Below are 22,777 nucleotides of genomic sequence, written 5' to 3' on the forward strand. Positions count from 1 at the left end.
TTTTAGAAGAAAAGAACTTAAAATAAAAAAATCTCATCCGCGCGAAACAAGCGATGAGACTTTTCTTGTTGGCAGCACGGCTTTCCTTGTGGTTTTTATTTCGCTTGCGCGAATTAAAAACCAACCGCAAACAAGGAACCTTTGGCTTTGTGCCCCATCCTTACGGATGGTTTACCCCGTCAGATAAAAAACTAACGTGATAAATCCTATTTTTCTTCGGGATTTATCTTTTTCAACATATCACATTTCTTAGAGAAAGTATAGCAGGTAAAAAACAAAATTCAATTGATGATGGGTGAAAAACAAGAAATGAGGATAGCGTTTTCTTTGCTTTTCAAAGGCAGTATATATATTTTCCTTAACATGCTATTGTGAAACGGGTTATAAAGAATTAAATCGAGAAAGGTTGGGAGCGGAAAAATAGAAACGCCACATCTTTTTAAATCTTTTTAGATTTTTTCGCTTAACTCAATCCTTGGTAGTGGTGAGTCCAATTTTGCTCTGTGAAGGGTATTTCCAAAAGCGCCGCCTGGTAAAGCCCCATATAATCTCCGGGAGGACGAATGGTATCGGTGCGGTAGCGTTCTTGGTAAATCCTTGTTGGTGAGCTTGCCCAGCTCAATGAATCCGATTGAGGGTAAGTGCTACGGCAATACGAGGGCGGTGTAATTCTTTGGCTAGCTGAGTATCCTGATTGATCACATTCTCGCCAATTGGTACCGTCCACTGGGCCGCTTGCCGGGAATTCATTGCTTAGCTCGATATTAGCGCCGATAATGGTTGCGTAAACGCGCGACCACTGGCTTGGTGCCGTATTAATATCTCCAACATTAGCATGAAAGCCCCATTGTTCGAGATGGTCAATACTTCGAACATATTTTCCAACTAATGAAATGTCATAATAGATCGTCTCACCGTTTACCATGGGCTGCAGCTCTCCGTTGACAAGTTTTTTAACACGGTTAGGCATTCGTTGGGCCGCCGGGACAGAGCTGTTTCCGTCGAAATCATGGTCATAAACCCAGTTATATTGTCCCGCAACAAAACCGATGTTATTAGCTGGGACCGTAACACTGCCATATGTGCGTGAATAAGGATATTCCGGATGCCTTTGTGGATAGGGCAAGCTTGTGGGATAGTTAAATCCATCGGAAGCGAGATAAATCTTATTGGAAACAATAGACGCGCTTGGCGCCCAATCGGCCTCATCATCAGGGTGATTATAAGTTCCTTTTAAAATAAGGTTTCCTTCGACGATGGAAGTAAGCCCTCCAACAGGAATTTTCTTGGCATTGGCCAAGGCGATACTTTCCTCGGAGTAAAGAAGTCCATTGCTGGGAAGCCACTTCCCGATATTACCCGCAATTTGTTCACAGCGCATAAGATTGCCAATATCAATTTCAACAGCGGTATTCATCTTCCCACTCTTGTGGTTTACGAACATTTTGGGCGTGAAAATAGTAAAGTTTCCGTCGTCTTCGCAAGCGGCTGTGGTTCCTCCTGGGTTTTCCGGATCTTCAAGGTACGACAAAGTAGCGCGCTGAACGCCGTTCACGGTAACAATGATCTGTCCCAGATCATTGGACTCGATGGACATTCCTTCGTTAGAATCTTTAGCAATAGCAATGAGAGCGTCTGTATCAATGTTCGGAGGAGTGATCATGGGAGATTCAAACTGAACGATAGGACGGCTGGAATCTTCATCATAAAGTCCGGTGATCACGCCTTCTTCTAGGTTGATATCAGCGGGAAAAGATTCGATATAGTTGTTCCAAGCGTCAGTTTGTTCTTTAGCATTCGTAAGATCGATAGCCATTTTAGTATCGCCCTCATTGTACTTACGGTAATACCTAAATTCATCGTAGGTGTGGCCTACAAAACGAGGCGGAATTTTTATCCCATTAATTTTAATGGCTGAGTCATAAAAAGATGCTTGATTATCCGGATTTAAATGTGAGGCGCAATTGGAACCCACCAAACAATTAACATTTTTTTGCATATAAACATAACTTTGGTCTCCGTCATCAATGTTCCATGGACCGGCTTGCGGAGCAGTCGCAGGATTTCCCCACGGATAAATAGGTTCGCGAGTTCCGTCAGGGTCTAAAGGTGTCGCGTCCCAAGGAACAAATTTACATGACGATGAACCGGCCGTAGGAGTGTTGCAAGTCGGCGAGGAACCGTCATAATTTCCTCCGTCTTCCACAAGATTGGACATCAAAAGCCCAGCACGAGCACCTTCGTAATAGCCGTGAATACCGTTACGATAGTCTTTTGCAATGGCGGAATATGCGGGGTCTTCAGGATTGTACGGACTTGGAAAATTATTGGGCCTTTTAAACGGCCAGAACATCCAAGGGTAGCGCCCCACAATGGCTAGATCGTTGGGATGGATCTCGCGCCATTCATAGTTCATTCTGACATTGCCGGAAGCGCTAAGTTCGTTAACGTTGTTCATGACCGCGCTGGCGCGAAATTCGATATTGCCATTAGCATGGATCTTTCCCCCTCGAGCATCCCAGAGGGTTCCGCTAAAAAGAACATTGCCCGGATAGAATCCAAGATAATTATAAAGCGAAGTTCCGGCGATCTTATTGATAAATAATTTTGTTTGGCTTCCCAAAGTGCCTTGTGACAGCATATAAACTTCGTCACCGTAACGGTACACTTTAACTTGGAAACCGTCAGAAGCATTCCCTAGGACATAATTGCCGTTCTCAATGCGCGCGCCGGTAACTTGCGCTTCAGGCGGTGTCGCCAACGTACTTAAAGCGAAACTGCCGTCGTTTGCGACAGCGTGAGTGAGGAAAGATTGAGTTGTTCCCCAATTTTGTTTTTTGATCTCCAGTGACGCGTATTCAATACCTTTGATGGCATTATATTCGGCACGAGTTTCATTGTATAAAGCGCGGGCTTGGCTACTGGAATTAGTTGAGCGAATGAAGACAGCAACGCTTAATCCCACCAAAAGAGTAAAGACAGGGTAGGCGATAAGCGATAGAAAAATGCCTTTTTGTGATCGAAGTCTTTTAAGCATAACGAACTCTCCTAAAGCAAAACCCTGGAAATTCTATTTCGGGCATGCTCCGCAGTCAGCAGAACAGCTGTGACAATCTTCTGTTTTGCTGTCGCATGTTTTATCGCCGCAATTTGCGGGAGGACATACTCCGCAATCCGCGGGACAGCTGGTACAATCTTCTCCCGCAGCGCCTTTGCATACTCCGTCGCCGCATGGATCAGGCGGTGCGCAACAATCATTGGCACAGTTAGCGCAAGTTTCGCCTTCTTCACAGCTTCCATTGTTATTACACGCTGGCGGCGGCGCGTCGCAATCCGCCGGACAAGAAACATAGGTTTCATTGGCGTCACAGGTTTCGTCACCGCAACAAGGAGAACAATCGGCGCATCCGCAAGCCTCATTGCCGTTACATTCTCCGTCGCCACATTGACATTGGCCGCAATCACCGGAACAATCCGTGCAGGTTTCTCCGGCATCACATGTTCCGTTGCCGCAAACAGCCGGCTCCAAACAATCTTGAGGACAATTATTTTGATCTTCACTGCCTCCGCAAAGATAATCTCCGCAGGCATCAATCGTGGTGTAATTATAGCCCGGGTTTTTGAGTGAGACTTTTGTTTTTAGCTTATATGTCCGTCCTCTTTGAATGCCGGCCTGAGGTTGGGATGAGGTCAGGTCAATAGCTACCGTGCGGCTTCCCTTATTGAGGGTAAAATCAAGGCTGCCCATTTTTTCCGCGATGACTGTTTCGCCGGCTGAAGCGATGGACGGTGTTTCTTGCGCGAAAACTAAACCAGAATTTTGTGAAAATAAGGAATCCCACACATCCATTAGAACTTGTTCCTCTGGAACTTGTTCCTCTTCGTCAGCTTGGATCTCATCTTCGGGTGTCGTCGGATTATCCTCTCCTCCTAAACATTTTCCGCAGTCGGCTTCGCATTCTTCGGAATTTGGGTCCACAGGAGGAACTTCGGGCGGAGTTTCCTCCAAGTCTGCTTTGCATCGATCAGCATCTTGATAGCAAGCCGTTAGGTCGTCCAAACAGTCCATGGTGTAAGGACAATTTTGTTCAAAGCCGTCATAGCATTTTTCAACTTGCAATTCGCAATTGGTAGGATCTCCTTTACAAGTCTCTAAATGTGCCTTGCATTCTTCCGGAACGGTTTTGGCAAGTTCTCCGCAATTAGCAGGGTCGCCGTAGCATTGTTCAAGATATTCCAAGCAGGGCATGGGATAGGAACAACCCTCGACAGAAGTACATTTATTCTCAATATTCGATTTACATTGATTAAGATTAACAATGCAAGAAAGTAGGAAATTGCGGCAGGCGGTCGTTCCTGAAGTGTTGCCAGGCGAGTCTCCGGTAAGATCGTCGCCCTTACCATCTCCATCGACATCAGGAGGCGGCACTTCTACTGTGTCAATCATGCAACGCTCTGTGCTACTGCAGACAGCATCGCCGCAGTAATTGCAATCATCAAAGCAATTATCTAAAGTTTCTCCCCAACTGCATTGCCCATCGAAAAATGGCGTTGCTTGGAGGCAGGATGAGCAATCTTTTCCGCAATTAACGACTGTGTCGGTTCCGTTACATTCGCCGTCGCCGCAGTCATTAGCAGGGTTACGCAGAACATTTTTAACGAGTTGTCCTTGAGGATTGACTTTAATTTCATAAATAGCGTCCTGTCTGTGCGCGTTGCCGACTAAAGCGCCGAATTTTAATTTTCCATCCGGATCGTAATAACTATTGGCTTTTGGAGTTAAGCCTGCTACAGGAACTTTGTAAAGGATTTTTTCTCCCTGACATTCACTTTCGGCGCAAGGAGAGACGACCGCGATAAGATTTTCATTGGACAGAGAAATTTCCTGGGAAAGTCGTGTGAGGGCGTTGCGGCTGCTGGCAACGATCTCCGCGCCGCTACTGCCGGACAAAGCCGCGTCGATACCGGCGTGATTAGCAATAGCGATTGCGCCAAAAACAGCCGTTGCTAAGGCTACGGTGACTAAAAGTTCAGTAAGGGATAAGCCTTTGATCTTCATCGCTATTTCTCCTTTTAGGATTATTCTAGTACGTTTTTTCGTTTTCACAAAAAAAATCTCATCTGTTTTAAGAGATGAGACGGCCAAACAAAAATAGCTTGTCTTGTTGGCGGCTAGGCTGTCCTAAATGCTGGACCCTATAGCTTTGCGTCCCATCCTTACGGCCTCTTTGCTCATCACACGAGGTTCCCTGGGAAAACTTTCAGCAGGAAAATGGTTTGCCTTTTTCAACGTTTTACTGTTCTTCTTTGTACTTGCGTAAAGTATAACATACAAAAACAGTTTTTCAATTGACAGAAGGCTTAAAATTGCACAGAATAATAGCGTTTTCTTTATTGTTTTTTAACCGATTAGAAAATATTGTAGATAGATGGCGATGAAAAAGTGCAATCAACATAAAACCTCCATGATCACCGTCGAGAAGAAGGTCAGGCTCAATAATCCTGTCTTCATCGCGGCGTGGCCTGGCATGGGCAATGTGGCCGTGAAAGCCGCTGTTTACTTAAAAAATCAACTTAAGGCGCAATGCTTTGCCAAGTTTTCCAGTGAAAAGATTTTCTATCAGACTGATGTGGTGGTTGAAAAAGGAGTTATTGAATTAGAACAGCTCACAGAAGGAAAATTTTTCTATTGGAAAAACCCTGATGGCGGCCGTGACCTGATCATTTTTATCAGCGACCTTCAACCTTCGCCAGAAAAAGCACTAGCCTATGGCGCCAAGATCCTGGATTTTGCCCGCGGTTTTAAGATCGACACATTTTTAACATTCGCGGCGATGATCACCCCTTTTGATTATACGGCAACCCCAAAGGTCTGGTGCGCCGCTACCCATGAAAAATTGATCACGCAATTTGAACAGTTCGGCATTAAGCCCATTGCCTCTGGAAATATCAGCGGGCTTAACGGGCTTTTTCTAGGATTAGCAAAGAAAAGAAAACTTTCCGGCGCATGCCTTTTGGGAGAGATCCCATTTTACTCGACCCAGATCGAAAATCCTTATGCGTCTTTGGCTATTCTGGAAACTTTAGCCAAGTTCCTTAAGTTTCGGATAGATTTAAATGAATTACGTATAGCCGGCAAAGCTTTAGAAGAAGAAATGGAACGCTTGATGGATCTGGTCAAAAGGCCTTTTCCCGACGAGGAGAACGAACTTCCTATTAGCTCGGAAGACATTGATATGATCAAAAATGTTTTAGATATGCGCAGTCACTTACCGTCTTCTGCCAAAGCTCAGATCGAAGAACTTTTTGTAAAATCCCAAAAGGATATTTCTTACGCCTTGGAGCTCAAAAAGAAACTAGATGAATGGCATATTTACAAAGACTATGAAGACAGATTCTTAGAGCTCTTTAAGCGTTCCGACCAAGAGCAAAGTTTTCATGAGAAGTAAGCAATTCTTAACATCCGCCCAAGCCCAACGCATCGACCGTATCGCCATCACAAAAATAGGAATTCCGTCCATTGTTTTAATGGAGAACGCGGGGCGTGCCGCCGCCAAAGAAATCATCCGAACGCTTAAAAGCAAAAGGTCTTCTTTAAAGAAAAATCTTGTTTTAGTATTTTGTGGTTTAGGCAATAATGGCGGTGATGGATTTGTCATCGCGCGTTATTTAAGCGGCGCCGGAATTAAAGTCAAAGTTTTTATTCTTGGCTCGCCGCATCGATTAAAAGAAGACGCCGTCCTAAATTATCGAATTTTGCGCCTTTTGAAAATCCCTGTTGTCAGATCAACAGCTACTCCATCTTTGGTTCGACGTGATATCTTGCGGTCGCAACTGATCGTTGATGCTATTTTTGGTGTTGGGCTAAATCGAGCTATTAACGAACCATTTTTTAATATGATAAAAACGATCAATCAATATGCTCAATGTGTCTTCGCTATAGATATCCCGTCCGGACTGGACGCAACAACCGGGAAAATTCACGGAATTTGCGTAAATGCTTCTCGGACAATAACTTTCAATCTTCCTAAAAAGGGATTTTTCTATAACGACGGCCCGAAATATACGGGCCAGATAAAAACTTTAAGCATAGGCATTCCAAAACGATTGTTCAAGTGAAAGTTTGATGGTATGGCTCATAATCCCAATATTGAAAAAATTATTCGAACACTGCGCCGGGAAGTCAAAAATTTAAAAACACCTTCCGTCACCATGGTTGGAAGAAAATGGAAAAGCCCGTTTTTAGTTTTAATATCCTGCCTTTTAAGCTTGCGCACAAAAGACGAAGTGACCTTGCCGGCTTCTGAGCGATTGTTTGCTTTGGCGGCCAGTCCTCAAGGGATGTTCAGGCTCAGTATTCCCACTATCGAAAAGACGATTTACCCGGTCGGTTTTTACAAAACGAAAGCACGCAATATAAAGTTAATTTGTCAGACTTTGATCAAAAAATTTGCGAGCCAAGTTCCAGCTGATATTGATACATTATTAACATTGCGCGGGGTGGGGCGTAAAACAGCCAACCTGGTGATGACAGAAGGGTTTGGAAAGTTAGGAATATGCGTTGATACTCATGTTCATCGCATCTCAAATCGTTTTGGCTATATTGCAACAAAAACACCGGAAGAAACAGAGTGGGCCTTGCGCGCCAAATTGCCTAAAAAATTTTGGATCGAATATAATGCTTTATTGGTCATGTGGGGACAGAATATTTGTAAACCCGTATCACCGTTTTGCTCTCGCTGTGCTGTTAAGGATCTTTGTCAACGAAAAGAAGTCGAATTAAGCCGTTAATGATAAAAAAATATTGACAATCAACAGTGTGTATGTTAAAAATTTAGTATTGTTAAAATTTATTGATGTGAATTTTATTTCAAAAAAAATTGTTAGTTTTTCCGTCGGAGAAAATAAAAAGTATTTTTAGAAATCAACAGCAGAAAAAAATAGCAACATCTCTAAGGAGCATACTTCAAACATACCAAGAATTTTGTTAAGGGACTCGCCGTTAGCGGTCCCTTCTTTTTTTGAAACAAATTGAAAACAATGAAAAAGATAATCGGCCTTACCTATGATCTAAAGCAAGATTGGACACCTGATGCAGGCGATCCGCCGGATGCGAATGCGGAACACGATTCATCCGCGACTGTCGATAGCATTACTCAGGCGTTTGAATCGGCAGGGCATACGGTTAGAAAAATCGGAAATATCTTTAATCTTTTAAAAACGATCGATCAGTTGAACGTTGACATTGTTTTTAATATTGCAGAAGGCCGTTTTGGACGTAACCGCGAATCACAAGTTCCGGTTCTTTTAGAAACAAAACGAATTCCTTTTGTCGGGTCTGATGGATTAGCCCTAGGGATCACCTTAGACAAAGTGATGGCGAAACGCGTTTTTATCGCTGAGGGAATTCCGACGCCGAAATTTTTTGAAGCGCGCAATTGTGAAAATCTGAAGAAACAAAACAGGATCGGTTTTCCCTTGATCGTGAAACCTTCTTGCGAAGGAACATCAAAAGGATTAACCGAGAATGCGAAAGTCCATGATTTTAAAGGGCTTAAACGCCAGGTAGAACTAGTTACAACGCAATACAAACAACCGGCCTTGGTTGAAGAATTTATCCGTGGTTCGGAATATACCGTGGCGGTTTTGGGCAATGAACATCCTCAGGCGATGCCGGTCGTTCAGATCAATATTGACGGAAAAAAAGATCTGGGAGATGTGTTTTTTACCTCCGATCGTGTTTCACTGCGCAAAGATACGGTGGAGTATATTTGTCCGGCTCAAATTTCAAAGAAGCTAAGTTCGCAAATGCAGGAATTAGCCGTTAGGGCTTTTAAAGCTTTAGGATGTTATGATTTTGCCAGGATCGATTTTCGCGTCGACAAAAAAGGAAAACCTTTTATGCTGGAAGTTAATCCTTTGCCGTCTTTATCTCAAGAAGATGCTTTCTTTTTTATCGCGCAGGCACGCGGGATCACTTACAATGATATTGTCAATGAGATACTTGGTTTTGGGTTAAGCCGTCACGGTTTAACCAATGGCAAATACAAGGAGGCCAAACGATGAACGAAATCAATCCGTCGACAGCCGTAGAAATACAGCACGATGGTATTATAGTTGATCAAGCACCGGCAACATCTGTCTCGGATAAGCCGAAGATCCCTTTGACGGCCGCGGAAAACCGCATCTTAAGTTTTTTTAAAGGAGCGACGCCGGTTGATTGGGAAGATTGGCGTTGGCAGATCAGAAATAGAATTCGCACCAAAGACGTTTTATCTAAGATCATCAAAATGACTCCCGAAGAGGAAAAGGGCGTTGATGGGTGCAAGGATAAACTGACGATGTCTATTCCTCCTTATTTTGCCAGCCTTATCGATCCGGAAGATCCTAGCTGTCCTATTCGTTTACAATCAGTTCCTTTGGCCGCCGAAATGAAAAAATCAGCGCACGAGTTAACCGATCCTTGCGGAGAAGATAAAAATTCTCCCGTCCATGGATTAGTCCACCGCTATCCGGACAGAGTTTTATTTTTAGTCAATGAAATGTGCGCGATGTATTGCCGTTATTGTACGCGTTCACGCATGGTGGGCGACGGGCAAAGAACATTGAATCCAGCGACGTATGAAGCGGCCTATGATTATATCCGTTCCAATAAAAAGATCCGCGATGTTCTTATTTCCGGCGGAGATCCTTTGACGTTGGGAGACGGGATGCTGGAAAGTATTATTCAAAACATTAAAGCTATTCCGCATGTTGAATTTGTGCGTATTGGGACAAGGATTCCGGTGACATTGCCACAACGCGTTACGCCGGAATTAGTCGCGATGCTTAAAAAATACAGTCCGATTTGGATGAGTGTTCATTTTAACCATCCTCGGGAAGTGACAAAACGAGTCAAGCAGGCTTGCGATATGTTGGCGGATAGCGGAATTCCGATGGGCAGTCAGACAGTTCTTTTAAAAGGCATTAATGACCGTCCGCATATTATGCGCAAATTGTTCCATGAACTTTTAAAGATCAGGGTGAGGCCGTATTATATTTATCAATGCGACCCGATCTTAGGATCCGATCATTTTAGAACACCGGTTTCGGTGGGAATTAATATTATCGAGAAGCTGCGCGGGCATACCACCGGTTATTCGATCCCGACATTTGTTATTGACGGGCCCGGCGGCGGGGGCAAGATCCCCGTTGGCCCGAATTACGTTATTTCCTATAATAAAGGCAAATGTGTTTTAAGGAATTTTGCCGGTAAGAAGTTTACATACTACGATCCGCAGTAAACGAAAGTTTGGAAAGCGGGCCCATAACAGCTGCTTGCAAGCAACTGTCATGGGCCCGCTTCTTTTTCCGCTTTCCGCAGACTTTCTTTTTATTGACGGTTAATAGACTCTATGTTATTATAGCGCCGAATGTTAGGGGAAAAATTATAAAAAGGTGAGTGGAATCAATGGTTGAAGTCAAAGTTACCGATAAAGATGGTTTTGAAAAAGCCATGAAGATCTTCAAAAAGCAATGTCAAAAAGAAGGTTTTCTTATGGAGGCCAAAGAACGGCGCTATTATTCAAAACCTTCAGAACGAAAAAGACGTAAGGGCAGCGGTCAACGAAGATAGTTTTGGAGGAATTCTAGCGTATAAGTTTTATCCTGCTGGTATTCTGCCGTTCGTTATTTCTGCTTAAAGTAATCAATATCTCCGGATCGTTTTCAAAAATAAAAACAATGGCTGATCGTCAGAAAAAAATTGCCATCCTTGCCGAAGACCTTTATCAGGTTTTAGAGATTTGGTACCCTTTGCTTCGCCTTAAAGAAGAAGGCGTGGATGTCGTTGTCATTGGGACCGGCACCAAGGAAACCTATGGAAGTAAAGAAGGTTATCCGGTCAAAGTTCATTGTTCTGTTGACCAGGCCGATGCGAATGATTTTGACGGTGTCATTATTCCCGGCGGTTACGCGCCGGATATGTTACGCCGTTTTCCGAAAGTTATTGATTTTATAAAACATCTTCATGTCAAGAATCGCATTGTAGCGGCTATTTGTCACGGTGGATGGCTTTTGGTTTCAGCAGATATTTTAAAGAAACGAAAAGTAACTTGTTTCTTTGCGATCAAAGATGATCTGATCGCCGCTGGCGCTCAATATATAGACAAAGAAGTTGTGGTAGACGGAAATTTGATCACGTCACGAAAGCCGGAAGATCTTCCGGCGTTTACTAAAGAGATCATTAACGCCTTAAACAAGAAAACATCGTAAGTATCTTTATTTTTAGGAACATCTATGATTAAAGTTAAGCGTGCCCTGATCAGCGTTTCGGATAAAACGGGTTTAAACGAATTTGCTAAAGGGCTTCATGCAAAAGGCATTGAGATCATTTCCACCGGAGGAACGGCGCGCACACTTAAAGACTTTGGCATTCCGGTTATCGAAGTTTCGGATTATACCGGGTTTCCCGAAATGCTCGACGGAAGAGTAAAAACGCTACATCCTTCTATTCACGGCGGGCTTTTAGCGGTCCGTGATAATCCCGAACATATGAAGCAGCTTAAAGAGCATCATATCGGCCTTATCGATATGGTTGTTATTAATCTTTATCCGTTCGAGCGCGTCATCCAAAAAAAGAATGTTGCCTTAGAAGAGGTCATCGAAAATATTGATATTGGTGGGCCCTCCATGCTTCGCTCGGCGGCTAAGAATTTTAAAAGTGTTGCCGTTGTTTGCAATCCTTCCCGCTACAAAGAAATTTTAAAAGAATTAGACACTAATACCGGCATTCTTTCCGATGCTGTTTTGATCAATTTAGCTTTAGAGGCATTTCAAACCACGTCACGCTATGATAGTATTATTTACGACTATCTAACCAATCGTTTACGCAGCGGAGATTTTTCCGGGCTTCCCAAAGAATTATCCTTACGATTTTCTAAAGTTCAGGATCTACGTTACGGAGAAAATCCGCATCAAGCGGCCGCGTTTTATCGTGATAGTGATAGTCAAACTGGTTTAGCCAAAATCAAACAACTGCACGGCAAAGAACTTTCTTTCAATAATATTTTGGACCTTAACGCGACCGTTGCCATTATCCGGGAATTTGACGGGCCGGCGGCAACGATCATTAAACATAATAATCCGACCGGTGTCTGCGAGGGTAAATCATTAGCAAAGGCTTATCAAAATGCGCACGCGTGCGATCCTTTGTCAGCATTTGGTGGGATCATAGGCCTTAACCGCGATGTGGATACGGCGACGGCAAAACTGATCGCTAAAAGCGGTTTTATGGAATGTATTATTGCGCCGGGATTTGATAAAGAGGCTTTAGCGATCTTAACTCAAAAGAAAAACGTCCGCATCATCGAAGTGGATCTGAAAAATTTTAAACCCAAGGAATTTGATTTTAAGAAAGTATCCGGCGGACTTTTACTGCAGGATCAAGACAGCAGAAAGCTTAATATTTCCGAATTAAAAGTTGTCAGTAAATTAAAGCCTACGGCGGATCAGTTGGAATCAATGCATTTTGCTTGGAAAGTTGTTAAGAATGTCAAATCCAACGCGATCGTTCTCGCCAAAGGAAAAAATATCGTCGGTGTTGGTTGCGGCCAGACCAGTCGCGTGGAAAGCGCGGCAACAGCGATAAAGAAGGCCGGAAAAAATGTGCGTGGTGCTGTTTTAGCCTCTGATGCTTTTATCCCTAAGGTTGACACGGTAACGCTTGCCAAAAAAGCCGGGATCAAGGCGATCATCCAAACCGGCGGTTCTATCGAAGATGCCAATGTCATCAAAGCGGCGGATAAGTCAAAGATCATTATGGTTGTAACCGGCGTTCGGCATTTTAAGCATTGAGCCATGACCTCATCTGAGGCAAGAACATATCTCGATTCTTTTGCTAATTACGAATTAAAATCCCTTCCTGATGCGCAACATTTTGATCTGCGCCGTGTTCATCAACTTCTTAGCTTTCTCGGAAATCCTCAAAAAAAAATAAAATTTCTTCACATCGCCGGAACAAAAGGCAAAGGGTCCACCTGTGTTTTTGTGGCCTATATTTTGCGCGCGGCCGGTTATCGCGTCGGATTATATACATCGCCGCATTTTTATAATTTTGCGGAAAGAATTCGTATTCTCAATCCCTGGAAAAAATTCCCTATTCAAAATTATTTTTCCGGAACAATCAGCGAAACACATTTATTGCACGTGGTCAAAGACATAAAAAGCGCAGTTGAGAAGGTTAAGAAGAATAAAAAATGGGGGACATTGACCTTCTTTGAAGTTTATACGGTTTTAGCGATCTATTATTTTGCGAAGCAAAGAGTTGATTTTGCGGTTCTGGAAACCGGTTTAGGCGGCAGGCTTGACGCGACGAATTGCGTGGACGCGATCGTCTGCGCTATTACGTCGATTAGCCTGGAGCATACGGATTTTTTGGGAACAACCATCAAGAGCATCGCTCGGGAAAAATCAGGAATTATAAAAAAGAAAGATCAAATTGTTATTATTGCTCCTCAAAAAAAAGATGCTTTAACGGTTATCAAAAATTTTTCCGGCAAGATTGGTTCTAGAAATTATTTTCTTGGGAAAGATATACGATTTCAAAGAGAGAAACAAGATCTTAGAGAACAAGTTTTTCATCTTAAGGGATTGAGAAATTCTTACCGGGATTTAAAAACAAGTCTTTTAGGGCGTCATCAAATTGTTAATGCCGCGACGGCCATTGGCATGGTAGAATCGCTTTCTAGTAAAGGGTTTTTTATTGATGCATCAAGTATTCGCCAGGGAATTAGGGAAGCGTTGTGGCCTGGACGATTTGAGATCATTAAAAAAAATCCGTACATTGTTTTAGACGGAGCTCATAACAAGGCTTCTGCTGCTATTTTAGCGCGAACTGTCAAAGAGATTTTCAAAACAAGAAAAGTTATTCTTATTTTGGGAATTTCTAATGATAAAGATATTTCCGGGATCTGTCGGGAACTCGGTAAAATAGCAAAGAAGATTATTTTGACGAAAGCCGCTCATCCTCGGGCGTTTGAATTTTCGGACAAGGATAAAAAAAGATTCCCTCGTAAAGAAGTGATCATGGCAAACGATGTAAAACAGGCTATGGATGAAGCATTAGCTTCGTCGGAGAGAAATGATATCATCTTAGTTGCGGGTTCGCTTTTTATCGCCGCAGAGGCAAGGAAATTATGCGTTCAATTCCAATAGACGATACGATCGTTGCTATTTCAACAGCCGCCGGACAAGGCGGTATTGGGATCATCCGTTTAAGCGGTAAAGGATCTTTGAAGATCGCTGATCAGATATTTATATCAAAGAATAAAATGAAACCATCTGATTTTAAAAGTTACACAGTTCATTACGGATGGATCATTAATAAGATCAAAAACCAGAAATCCAAAATCAAAAATAAGGGCAATCTATCGGCGGATACGGACGCAGACACAATCGATGAAGTTCTTTTGACCGTTATGCGCGCGCCCAAAAGTTACACCAGAGAAGATATCGTTGAAATCAGCTGTCATGGCAGCAGCGTTTCTTTAAAAGCTATTTTAAGCGTGATTGTTTCTTGCGGCGCTAGATTAGCCGAACCGGGTGAGTTTACTAAACGCGCCTTTCTTAACGGGCGTATTGATCTGGCACAAGCGGAAGCCGTTTTAGATATTATCCAAGCAAAAACGGATGCCTTTCTGAAGGTAAGCCTTCATCAATTAAAAGGGGAATTGACCGTTGAGCTTGAAGCGATCAGGGAAATCCTGATGGATATTTATACGGAAATAGAAGCCATTGTTAATTTTCCGGAAGATGATATTGATGCTTCCAATGTAAAGGGTATTTCCAAGAAAATTGACGCAGCTTGCAGGCGGGTTGAGGAACTTCTTAAAACCAGTGAACACGGAAAAGTTTTAAAAGACGGGATCAAGGTGGTTTTGTGCGGTAAGCCTAATGTCGGGAAATCTTCACTGCTCAATGTTTTCTTAAAGCAGTCGCGCGCTATTGTGACGGATATCGCCGGAACAACCCGCGACACCATTGAAGAAACGGCGCAGATCAAAGGAATTCCGCTCCAGCTCATTGATACAGCCGGGATCTTGGTTCCGCGTGACCTCATAGAAGAAGAAGCGGTCAAGCGAAGCCGGATGTCCATCGAAAGCGCGGATTTGGTGCTTTTGATCCTAGACGGAAATCGGACATTGGATGAAGAAGACGTAAAGCTTTTCACGCAAGTAAAAGACCGCAATGTTTTTTTGGTCGTCAACAAATGTGATCTGCCTCAGAAATTAGAAAAAGAAGAAATGGCAAGTAAGATGAACCATAAAAAGATCTTTTTTGTTTCCGCGCTTGAGAAAAAAGGAATTTCTGAACTAGAAAATGAGATCGTTAAAAATGTTTGGCATGAAGAAGCCGTTAATACCAGAGGCATTCTTATCAGCAATGTCCGCCATATTCATTCTCTTCAAGAATGTGTGGCGGGTTTAAAAAAAGCAAGAAAATCATTAACAGAACGTATATCGCTGGAGTTTATATCAGAAGAAATAAGATCAGCCGTGAATTGCTTAGATCAAATTACCGGGCGAGATATTGATTCAGATCTTCTGGATAAGATCTTCTCTAGTTTTTGTATCGGAAAATAGCTCTTAAGGATTTTCCGGTTGGCTTGACGGTTGCGAGGTTTGTGTTTCAGTGAGGCTGGGCGTCTGCGTTAAAATAGCCGCATTTAAATCCATGATCTTTTTAACCACATCTTTATCCTGCATTAATTGGGCAATCTTTGGATTCGACAATAGTTTTGTCAGGTCTTTTTTCTCAATTTGCTGAACTATCTCCGGGTCGGCTAAGACTTCTTTCACTTTTTCATTTTGAGAAAATTCCTGGAACTGCGGCAACTGCCGGACAGCTTCTAGTTGTTCGGGATGCTGAGTAATGGTGGCAACGTTTTTCATCTGATCGGCAAACCCAACGCGTCCTTGTGTTAATTGATTTAAGCACTGGTAACTTTTCGACGCAAGGACAGTATCTTGGATCCCAAAAATATTTCCGATCATAGGTGGTAAAGTAGCAATGCAGGTGAAAAGGATGAACACAACCGCAATGCTCCAGCCAAAGTTAAAAAACCCTCCTAATAGCCGGCTTAAAAGTGTTGGCGGCATTCCACCATCTACGGACCTGTTCCACCAATTGACCAATAATGTTAGGAAAATATTCAAAACGATGGGCCCGAGGCAGATCAAAAGAAATGATTTGAAGATATCGGATGTTTGATGGAAGTAATAATATCCTGCTCCGACGCCAATGGCAAGTGACAAAGGGCCGATCAGGATGCGGACAATGCCTTTCGAATAACCGTTCAAGACAAAAAAAGCCAAGATGCCCAGAACAATGATATCAATAATGAACGACAATGGTTAACCTTTAAGTTTTGGAAGTTATGGTGTTTTAGACTGCCTGGAGAGATGATCGATGGAGTTTTTAGCTCCGGCGCTCAAATCAAAAAATGCCGCGCGTGTTTTAAAATTTCCATCCTCAGCTCTTATTGACTCGATGACTCGGCCAAACAGTTCCGCCTTTTCTTTAAAATCCGGAGGTACGCGTAATGTAATACGGATGACATCATCTTTGGCGATTTCACGATCGGCGAGAAAACAAATGCCAACGTGGCTAATGTCTAAGACTTTAGACGGGTTTCCTTCCGCGGAGACCTTGCGGTAAACCTGACAGAGGATGCTGAAATCTTCTTTGATCCGGGGATCTTTGCGGCGTTCTTCGCTCATAGGAATATCCTTATAATAACTGCTTTCATTGTAGCCGATTTACTTTCTTATGACCATTATTTTAAGAGATTTTTCTTAGAAAACCATTCGTCATGAAGTTTTTTCCCATCCAATATCCAGGCAAAACCTTTTTGACGGTCCGCGTCACGTATGTCCTTAACAATAAGATCGCGATAAGTGCAGATCTCTTCTTCTTGAGTCCACATAGGACTGGATGATAAAGACGGAAATGTGGCAACAACATAATCATAAAAATGCCCCGATTCAAAAAGTTCTGTCAAATAGGGATCGGCTTTAAAATCTTCTTCTCGGCATTCACACCAGATCGTTTTTCCGGTGATCGGGGGGATCAGGATATAACCTTTGGTGACCTGGGCGATCGTGTCTATCCACTGAAAATAGACCTTATTTTCATGTTTAGGATTATTAAGATACATGACGATATTTTTGTAACGGGGATGAGCCAAATATGTGTAGACTTCATTGGTGCGTTTATTCATCAGCCAATCATAAATGCGGGTTGTGACCATGCGAGAAGGAAAGACATCGGATAAAAATACCCGCGCGTTAAAAATAATATGGCTTGCTAGAAGCAAGAAAACAACGCTCGTAAAAATTATTTTATATTTTCTTGAAAGAGCCCAGATCTGCGTTCTTATTTCGTGAAAAACGAGGCTTAAGGTGAAAATAATTCCCGCAAACCAAGAGAAGTAATTTCGTCCGAATTGAGCCACCTGAATGATCTCAACTAAGATCGGCGTGGAAAGGCTTAAAAGGACGATCCAAATCAAGCGGCGATTCTTAAAACAGGCGATCGTTATGAGCGCCAGAGAGACAAGATATGCCCAAAACATAATGGGCATGACAAGAAAGAAATATCTGAAGATCCATTCCCATCCGTCTCCGCGCATGGATAAGGGAACCGGGAAAAACTGAGCCAAGTAATTTTTATAGATGATGAAATTATTGCTGTGTTGGCTCATGCGGATAAATTTGAAAAAGTATTCCATATTTTGAATGGGGCGAGGAATGGTGAACAACAGAAAGATGCTCAATGCTCCGGTGAAGATCAAGGCGGCGGGGATAAAGGCTTTGTAAAGATTTTCCTTGGATAAATTTGGTTTTATGATCGCGTAATAGATAAAGACAGCCAGACAGTAAGGGAAATAGACAGAAGATGTTGGTGACGAAAAGAACATCAGCCCTAGGAATATTCCGGATAAAAAATAAGCGCCCTTATATTTTTCTGATCGCTGGATGAAAAAGACAGCCGCCAGAAAATTCATCAGCACTAAAGGCGGATGCGCTCCTTGCAAAATATACAAATAAGGCCAAAAAGAGGCGGTAAAAAGCGTGCACGCGAATAAACCGGCATGCTCATCGAAGAATTCTTTAATGATAAAGTAGATCAGTAAAGAAGAAATAGCGACGGCTAAGATAAGAAGCAAAACATTGGGATAAAGGCTATCGTAGTCGTTCAAGAGTTTTTGCATGATGGCGATGCCTAGAATAAGAGTTTCCTTGGCGCGCATCGTTAATTTGAAAGAACTGAAGCTAAAAAGGTCATGGATCTGGGATATGTAGGGAAGTTCAAAAAGTTTTCGAGCGGCAGGAAGGTAAGGATTTTCGGAATCCGTCGGCCAATAATTGATGTGATAAGTTGCTATCGATAAAGCGATAGCGATCAAAACGACCACAAGGACAATAAAACGTAAATAATGTTTATTCCATGAGCTCATAGAATATCTTTTAAATCCGGGGATTTGCTTTCCTAAAAGTTGTTGATCTTCGAATATGCCATGGCCGTGAGGCTGTGGAATTTCACTATATCCTAAAATTTTTAGATAATCAAGGCGGGAGGTATTTGTTATTTATTCGTATTATGTTGGTTACTTTATTCGTCTTCGGTAGTAAAATAAAATACGAGGTGAAAACCATGAGAAAGTATTCCCGGATCATTTTTGTCGTTGTTGCGTGTTTTTTTCTTTGTTCGTGCGAAAGAATAAAGACATCCATGATGTATCTGGAGGCGAGCACAGCCTATAATCAGGGCAATATGGGCAAAGCCATTGACATATACAAAAAACTGCTCGAAGTAAAGCCCGATGATCCTCAGTTGCATTGGAGTTTGGGGGCGGCCTACTTTACCAAAGGAGATCTGTATAATACCCGTAAACAAATTGTTGTTTTAAGAAAGCTTAATCGTCAAGATCTGGCGGAAGATTTAGAACAATTGCTTGAGGAGTAATGGATCGTAAGTGTAGGCGGCGTTTCCTTTTTCCTGCTTTTCTTTTTTCTCTCCTTTGAAAGCATCATCCTCCCTGAACCAAGCGTCTGAATTCAAAGACTATTCAGCCATCGCCGAGCGTATCTATCGGTATATGGCTGTGTTTTGCGAGAGGCCAGTGATAAAAAATTATTATTTCTTACCGGTATCGCTTTGGGAAGACATCGCTCCGGAAATAGCCAGATAAGGAATGTAGAGGATGGCAAAAAGAGCGAGGATAAAAAATGGTATCAAAAGGATTATTTTGACCACTTTAGGGATCTTGATCTTGAAACGGTTAGCTTCTTTTTCTTGTAAAGCGCGGTATTCTTTGACGGTCAGTTGTTTTTTTGAAGGATCAATTTTCTTATTTGTTTCTGCCATGAGATTCTCCTTTGGGTTTGTGAACAACCATCTTGCCTTGTATGCTATCAGAAAAACAAAAAACACGCCTCTATTTTCTTGCTAAAGAAAATCAGCCGTGATACAGTAAAAAGCAATAAAGATGAAATGAGGTTATTTCTTAAAAGCGCTAACGATCCTTAAGTTGGCGTATAATTTCCCAAAAAGGATATCTATGAACAAGAACTTAAAGCTATTTCTTGCATTGGCCGTATGCCTTATTCTGTCCGGGGCCATGATCTTAGGCGGGTGTTCCAAGTTTTCCAGCCTTTTCCCGGAAAAAATGCGCCGGTATTACAATGCAGATCAGAAATTCTCTATTCAATTGCCGGATAGCTGGGAAAAGCAAGACGGGGCGGAGGGAATTGTCTTTGTCGGGGTAAGCCCTGTTGAGGACAGTTCGGATGTTTTCCAGGAAAATATCAATGTTGTTTCTCAAATGTTGCCGCAGAAAATTGAACTCGAGAAACTTTTTACAGATAATATTGAACAGTTGCGTTCTATTGCCAAGAATTTCTTCGAAGAAGAGCGGGGACAGACGTCGATCGCCGGATCGGATGCGCGTTGGATCATCTTTTCTAGCGGGGAAGGCCAGATCCAAGTTAGGATCTTGATGTATATGTTTTTGCAGGAAAACAGGGCTTTTGCGATCAACTGCGTTGCCATTTCTGACAAATTCCCTAAATATAAATATACTTTTCAACGCATTGCCAAAAGTTTAAGATTTGAAAAGTTTTAACTCTTAAACCTCTTGCCTTCGGTTCTCATGAACGTAATAAAAATTTATTTTCTAAAAACAAAAAGTTATCTTTCTAAAAGAAAAATACCCGTCCTGCTTTTATTGTCTTATCTCGCCGTCATTACTCTTTTATCTTGCAACCATATTGTTTGGAGAGATGAGGTTCGCGCACTCAGTCTTGGCATAGAGAGCCGTTCCCTATCGGAATTATCTCAAAAACTACACAATGAAGGAACTCCCATTGTGTGGTATGCCATTCTTTATGCAGGATTTTTCTTAACACAGAGCACGCTCATTTTGAAGATAGCCAGCATTGCCATCGCGGCTTGTTTTGCCTACGTCTTTTTTTTTAAAGCACCTTTTTCTTGGCCGCAAAAAGCCTTGTTTCTTTTTGGGTTCTATCCGGTTTATCAATATTCCGTTATTTGCCGGAATTATGGCATCGGCGTATTATTGCTTTTTTTATTTTGCGCTCTTTATCCTAAGCGATTTGAAAAAATAATTTTGACAAGCATTGTGCTTGCCTTGTTCGCTAATACCAGCGCCCATTCTTTGATTATTGCTTTTGCTATTTTTTTGTCTATGCTTGCCGAATGGATTTTCTTAAAAGAAGAAAAATACAAACAAGTTAAAGTTTTTATCGGTTTTTTGATCATAGCGGTAGGAATCGCGTTTTCCGCTTTCCAAATTTATCCGGACAAAACAACCGTTGCCTCGCAAGTATTTCAGTTAACACCGCTGTTAGTTGCAAAAGCCGGATTTAATGCTTTGGTTTTTCCTGGAGAATATTTCTTCGCGGCTTTAGGGTTTCAAAACATTTTCTTTGGCAATAACGTGCTTAGCGCGCTTCTTACCTCAATTGTTATTTGGCTGATGTATGTTTTATTATTTCGTAAGCCTTTTGTTCTTAGCTTCTTTTTTATGAGTATAACGGCTTTGGGAATGTTTTCCCAGTTAGTGTACAAATTTCATATGCATCATCAGGGGTTTTTATTGATCTTACTCGTTGCTGTCCTTTGGCTGGATCATCCGCGGGGTAAGGAAGTAAACGCGCCTACAAATACGAAATGGCTGGGTCTTTTTATTGAATTTCTTTCTAAATATAAAAGTATTTTACTTTATATCCTGCTTATCTTGCAAGTCGTGATGGCCGGTCAAGCCGTGTACAGCGAATATCAATCGCCGTTTTCATCCAGCAAAAAACTATCCGAATTGTTGCGGCAAGACCTGAGCCTTAAAGATGCCATTGTTATCGGTGAGCCGGACTATGCGATGGATTCGCTGCCGTATTATGTTAATAACCAAATTTTTATTCCCAGGGAAAGGCGGTTTGGAAAGGCAGTTCAATTCACCAAGGAAAATGAGCAGGCGTTTTCTTTGGGCGGACTGCTAGAAACGGCTCAGGAAATAAAGAATAAGCTCCAAAGGCCGGTGATCATTGCCTTGGGGCATGATTTAAAGAAAGATACGCCGTATCGATTCTTCGGCTATAACAAAGTTTTTGTTTATTCTCCGGAGCAATTGCGGCGGCTTAGTGAACAAACAAGGCAAATTGCTAGTTTTCGCGGCGCGCTAACCGATGAAAATTACGATATTTTTATCGTCAAATAAATTAAAAGCCTTTCAAGTCAGTAAAGAACCTGAAGCAGAATTGTCATTTTTGTCATAAGCGATTGACTGCCAATGCCTTTAATCCTTGACAAAAATAGGGTCTTTTGTATACTGACTTTCACTGCGCAAATAAGTAGAGTAAAGCCTCAAACAATAATGCGCGTATATGAGATTCCTTCCTCAAAATCAAATCTAAGGAGAAACGATGAAAGTTGTAATTCTCTGCGGTGGTCAAGGTTCCAGGATCAAAGATGTTTCTGACATTATCCCTAAGCCGATGCTCCCCATCGGAGACAAGCCGATGCTTTGGCATATTATGAAAATGTATGCGCATTATGGACTTAAAGATTTTATTCTTTGCCTAGGTTACAAAGGATGGATTATTAAAGAATTTTTTCTGAATTATTACGCCAAAACATCCGATCTTAGCCTGACATTGGGAACCCAAAATTCTCTTATCTATCACAGTAAAAACGAAGAAACCGATTGGCATGTGACCTTAGCCGAAACAGGAGAAGAAGCCAATACCGGCCAGCGGGTTTGGGCTATTCGCAATTATCTCAAAGACTGTGAACACTTTTGTTTTACTTATGGCGATGGCGTGGCCAACGTTGATATCAATGATCTGGTCAAAGCGCACAAAAGATCCGGCCTTTTGATGACGGTTACGGGTGTTCATCCGTCTGGGCGCTTTGGAGAGATCAAAATGAAGGGAAATCGTATTTGTGGATTTAATGAAAAACCTAATGTCAGCGCTGGTTTGATCAACGGCGGTTTTATGGTGATCAGCCGCAAGGCCATTGAAAAGTATTTTGGCAACGGAAAACAAGACCTCATCTTGGAAAGCGAGATCATCCCAAGAATCGTCAAAGACGGACAGGTGGGAATTTATAAACATGGCGGATTTTGGCAATGTGTGGATACAGCCCGAGAGTATCATCAGCTTAATCAGCTTTGGGCAAAACAAAAAGCACCTTGGAAGATCTGGTAGAGTGAAAACGA

General features: G+C 42.2%; 20 protein-coding genes and 2 riboswitches. Of the genes, 14 read left to right on the forward strand and 6 right to left on the reverse strand.

Annotated features, from left to right (window positions below; genetic code table 11):
* Positions 1-67 precede the first annotated feature (67 nt).
* Positions 68-186: riboswitch (cyclic di-GMP riboswitch) on the reverse strand.
* A gap of 277 nt (positions 187-463) precedes the next feature.
* Together WC676_02405 and WC676_02410 are read right to left on the reverse strand one after the other, a co-directional pair.
* The gene (locus WC676_02405; GenBank protein MFA5059459.1) at positions 464-3,037 is read right to left on the reverse strand and encodes a hypothetical protein; all 2,574 of its coding nucleotides are present in this window, start codon (positions 3,035-3,037) and stop codon (positions 464-466) included.
* 33 nt (positions 3,038-3,070) lie between these two features.
* The gene (locus WC676_02410) at positions 3,071-5,059 is read right to left on the reverse strand and encodes a hypothetical protein (protein MFA5059460.1); all 1,989 of its coding nucleotides are present in this window, start codon (positions 5,057-5,059) and stop codon (positions 3,071-3,073) included.
* A gap of 105 nt (positions 5,060-5,164) precedes the next feature.
* Positions 5,165-5,243: riboswitch (cyclic di-GMP riboswitch) on the reverse strand.
* A 192-nt stretch (positions 5,244-5,435) separates the two neighbouring features.
* Here WC676_02410 and WC676_02415 point away from each other — a divergent pair.
* The 10 genes from WC676_02415 (at position 5,436) to mnmE (ending at position 15,620) form a co-directional block, all read left to right on the forward strand.
* Entirely contained in the window at positions 5,436-6,449 is a 1,014-nt protein-coding gene (locus WC676_02415; protein ID MFA5059461.1) for a PAC2 family protein, read from the forward strand.
* Positions 6,439-7,119 (forward strand): NAD(P)H-hydrate epimerase, encoded by a 681-nt coding sequence (locus WC676_02420; GenBank protein ID MFA5059462.1) that lies wholly within the window; start codon positions 6,439-6,441, stop codon positions 7,117-7,119. Before WC676_02415 ends, WC676_02420 begins: the two co-directional genes overlap by 11 nt.
* Before the next feature lie 12 nt (positions 7,120-7,131).
* Positions 7,132-7,791, forward strand: a complete 660-nt coding sequence (gene nth, locus WC676_02425) for an endonuclease III (protein ID MFA5059463.1) — start codon at positions 7,132-7,134, stop codon at positions 7,789-7,791.
* 249 nt (positions 7,792-8,040) lie between these two features.
* A complete protein-coding gene (locus WC676_02430; protein ID MFA5059464.1) occupies positions 8,041-9,066 on the forward strand; it encodes an ATP-grasp domain-containing protein in 1,026 nt (341 codons plus the stop codon).
* Positions 9,063-10,283 (forward strand): KamA family radical SAM protein, encoded by a 1,221-nt coding sequence (locus WC676_02435; protein ID MFA5059465.1) that lies wholly within the window; start codon positions 9,063-9,065, stop codon positions 10,281-10,283. The genes WC676_02430 and WC676_02435 overlap by 4 nt, the downstream gene beginning before the upstream one ends.
* A 167-nt stretch (positions 10,284-10,450) precedes the next feature.
* Complete coding sequence (gene rpsU, locus WC676_02440) at positions 10,451-10,615, forward strand: 30S ribosomal protein S21 (GenBank protein MFA5059466.1); 165 nt, start codon at positions 10,451-10,453, stop codon at positions 10,613-10,615.
* 107 nt (positions 10,616-10,722) lie between these two features.
* Positions 10,723-11,253 carry a type 1 glutamine amidotransferase domain-containing protein gene (locus tag WC676_02445; protein MFA5059467.1) on the forward strand — a complete coding sequence of 177 codons (531 nt, stop codon included), beginning with the start codon at positions 10,723-10,725 and terminating at the stop codon, positions 11,251-11,253.
* Between the two features lie 24 nt (positions 11,254-11,277).
* Positions 11,278-12,834, forward strand: coding sequence for a bifunctional phosphoribosylaminoimidazolecarboxamide formyltransferase/IMP cyclohydrolase (gene purH / locus WC676_02450; protein ID MFA5059468.1), 1,557 nt, complete (start codon positions 11,278-11,280; stop codon positions 12,832-12,834).
* A gap of 3 nt (positions 12,835-12,837) precedes the next feature.
* Positions 12,838-14,193: a folylpolyglutamate synthase/dihydrofolate synthase family protein gene (locus WC676_02455; protein ID MFA5059469.1), complete on the forward strand. Its 1,356-nt coding sequence runs from the start codon at positions 12,838-12,840 to the stop codon at positions 14,191-14,193.
* Positions 14,175-15,620 carry a tRNA uridine-5-carboxymethylaminomethyl(34) synthesis GTPase MnmE gene (gene mnmE, locus WC676_02460; GenBank protein ID MFA5059470.1) on the forward strand — a complete coding sequence of 482 codons (1,446 nt, stop codon included), beginning with the start codon at positions 14,175-14,177 and terminating at the stop codon, positions 15,618-15,620. Before WC676_02455 ends, mnmE begins: the two co-directional genes overlap by 19 nt.
* A gap of 3 nt (positions 15,621-15,623) precedes the next feature.
* Here the strand turns inward: mnmE and WC676_02465 are convergent, their stop codons facing one another.
* Genes WC676_02465 through WC676_02475 form a run of 3 tightly spaced genes read right to left on the reverse strand, consistent with a single transcriptional unit; the run spans position 15,624 to position 18,496 of the window.
* Positions 15,624-16,388: a CvpA family protein gene (locus WC676_02465; GenBank protein ID MFA5059471.1), complete on the reverse strand. Its 765-nt coding sequence runs from the start codon at positions 16,386-16,388 to the stop codon at positions 15,624-15,626.
* Positions 16,389-16,412: 24 nt separating this feature from the next.
* Positions 16,413-16,757 carry a PilZ domain-containing protein gene (locus WC676_02470; protein ID MFA5059472.1) on the reverse strand — a complete coding sequence of 115 codons (345 nt, stop codon included), beginning with the start codon at positions 16,755-16,757 and terminating at the stop codon, positions 16,413-16,415.
* Between the two features lie 56 nt (positions 16,758-16,813).
* Positions 16,814-18,496 carry a glycosyltransferase family 39 protein gene (locus WC676_02475; GenBank protein ID MFA5059473.1) on the reverse strand — a complete coding sequence of 561 codons (1,683 nt, stop codon included), beginning with the start codon at positions 18,494-18,496 and terminating at the stop codon, positions 16,814-16,816.
* Between the two features lie 197 nt (positions 18,497-18,693).
* Here WC676_02475 and WC676_02480 point away from each other — a divergent pair, with 197 nt between their 5' ends.
* The gene (locus WC676_02480; protein ID MFA5059474.1) at positions 18,694-19,005 is read left to right on the forward strand and encodes a tetratricopeptide repeat protein; all 312 of its coding nucleotides are present in this window, start codon (positions 18,694-18,696) and stop codon (positions 19,003-19,005) included.
* A 171-nt stretch (positions 19,006-19,176) separates the two neighbouring features.
* On the opposite strand, the gene WC676_02485 is transcribed toward WC676_02480, so the two are convergent.
* Positions 19,177-19,407: a hypothetical protein gene (locus WC676_02485; GenBank protein ID MFA5059475.1), complete on the reverse strand. Its 231-nt coding sequence runs from the start codon at positions 19,405-19,407 to the stop codon at positions 19,177-19,179.
* 193 nt (positions 19,408-19,600) lie between these two features.
* Here WC676_02485 and WC676_02490 point away from each other — a divergent pair, with 193 nt between their 5' ends.
* The 3 genes from WC676_02490 (at position 19,601) to rfbF (ending at position 22,766) form a co-directional block, all read left to right on the forward strand.
* On the forward strand, positions 19,601-20,164 hold the full coding sequence (locus WC676_02490) for a PsbP-related protein (GenBank protein MFA5059476.1): 564 nt from the start codon (positions 19,601-19,603) through the stop codon (positions 20,162-20,164).
* Positions 20,165-20,191: 27 nt separating this feature from the next.
* The gene (locus tag WC676_02495) at positions 20,192-21,775 is read left to right on the forward strand and encodes a hypothetical protein (protein ID MFA5059477.1); all 1,584 of its coding nucleotides are present in this window, start codon (positions 20,192-20,194) and stop codon (positions 21,773-21,775) included.
* 205 nt (positions 21,776-21,980) lie between these two features.
* Complete coding sequence (gene rfbF, locus WC676_02500; GenBank protein ID MFA5059478.1) at positions 21,981-22,766, forward strand: glucose-1-phosphate cytidylyltransferase; 786 nt, start codon at positions 21,981-21,983, stop codon at positions 22,764-22,766.
* Positions 22,767-22,777 lie beyond the last annotated feature (11 nt).

The sequence above is a fragment of the Candidatus Omnitrophota bacterium genome (assembly GCA_041649175.1).
Lineage (GTDB): Bacteria > Omnitrophota > Gorgyraeia > Zapsychrales > JBAZNR01 > JBAZNR01.

Bases quoted from the DNA above. Each gene is read 5' to 3' on its own strand.
- WC676_02405 (MFA5059459.1), bottom strand. From the start codon at position 3,037: ATGCTTAAAAGACTTCGATCACAAAAAGGCATTTTTCTATCGCTTATC.
- WC676_02410 (MFA5059460.1), bottom strand. From the start codon at position 5,059: ATGAAGATCAAAGGCTTATCCCTTACTGAACTTTTAGTCACCGTAGCC.
- WC676_02415 (MFA5059461.1), top strand. From the start codon at position 5,436: ATGAAAAAGTGCAATCAACATAAAACCTCCATGATCACCGTCGAGAAG.
- WC676_02420 (MFA5059462.1), top strand. From the start codon at position 6,439: ATGAGAAGTAAGCAATTCTTAACATCCGCCCAAGCCCAACGCATCGAC.
- nth (MFA5059463.1), top strand. From the start codon at position 7,132: ATGGCTCATAATCCCAATATTGAAAAAATTATTCGAACACTGCGCCGG.
- WC676_02430 (MFA5059464.1), top strand. From the start codon at position 8,041: ATGAAAAAGATAATCGGCCTTACCTATGATCTAAAGCAAGATTGGACA.
- WC676_02435 (MFA5059465.1), top strand. From the start codon at position 9,063: ATGAACGAAATCAATCCGTCGACAGCCGTAGAAATACAGCACGATGGT.
- rpsU (MFA5059466.1), top strand. From the start codon at position 10,451: ATGGTTGAAGTCAAAGTTACCGATAAAGATGGTTTTGAAAAAGCCATG.
- WC676_02445 (MFA5059467.1), top strand. From the start codon at position 10,723: ATGGCTGATCGTCAGAAAAAAATTGCCATCCTTGCCGAAGACCTTTAT.
- purH (MFA5059468.1), top strand. From the start codon at position 11,278: ATGATTAAAGTTAAGCGTGCCCTGATCAGCGTTTCGGATAAAACGGGT.
- WC676_02455 (MFA5059469.1), top strand. From the start codon at position 12,838: ATGACCTCATCTGAGGCAAGAACATATCTCGATTCTTTTGCTAATTAC.
- mnmE (MFA5059470.1), top strand. From the start codon at position 14,175: ATGCGTTCAATTCCAATAGACGATACGATCGTTGCTATTTCAACAGCC.
- WC676_02470 (MFA5059472.1), bottom strand. From the start codon at position 16,757: ATGAGCGAAGAACGCCGCAAAGATCCCCGGATCAAAGAAGATTTCAGC.
- WC676_02475 (MFA5059473.1), bottom strand. From the start codon at position 18,496: ATGAGCTCATGGAATAAACATTATTTACGTTTTATTGTCCTTGTGGTC.
- WC676_02480 (MFA5059474.1), top strand. From the start codon at position 18,694: ATGAGAAAGTATTCCCGGATCATTTTTGTCGTTGTTGCGTGTTTTTTT.
- WC676_02485 (MFA5059475.1), bottom strand. From the start codon at position 19,407: ATGGCAGAAACAAATAAGAAAATTGATCCTTCAAAAAAACAACTGACC.
- WC676_02490 (MFA5059476.1), top strand. From the start codon at position 19,601: ATGAACAAGAACTTAAAGCTATTTCTTGCATTGGCCGTATGCCTTATT.
- WC676_02495 (MFA5059477.1), top strand. From the start codon at position 20,192: ATGAACGTAATAAAAATTTATTTTCTAAAAACAAAAAGTTATCTTTCT.
- rfbF (MFA5059478.1), top strand. From the start codon at position 21,981: ATGAAAGTTGTAATTCTCTGCGGTGGTCAAGGTTCCAGGATCAAAGAT.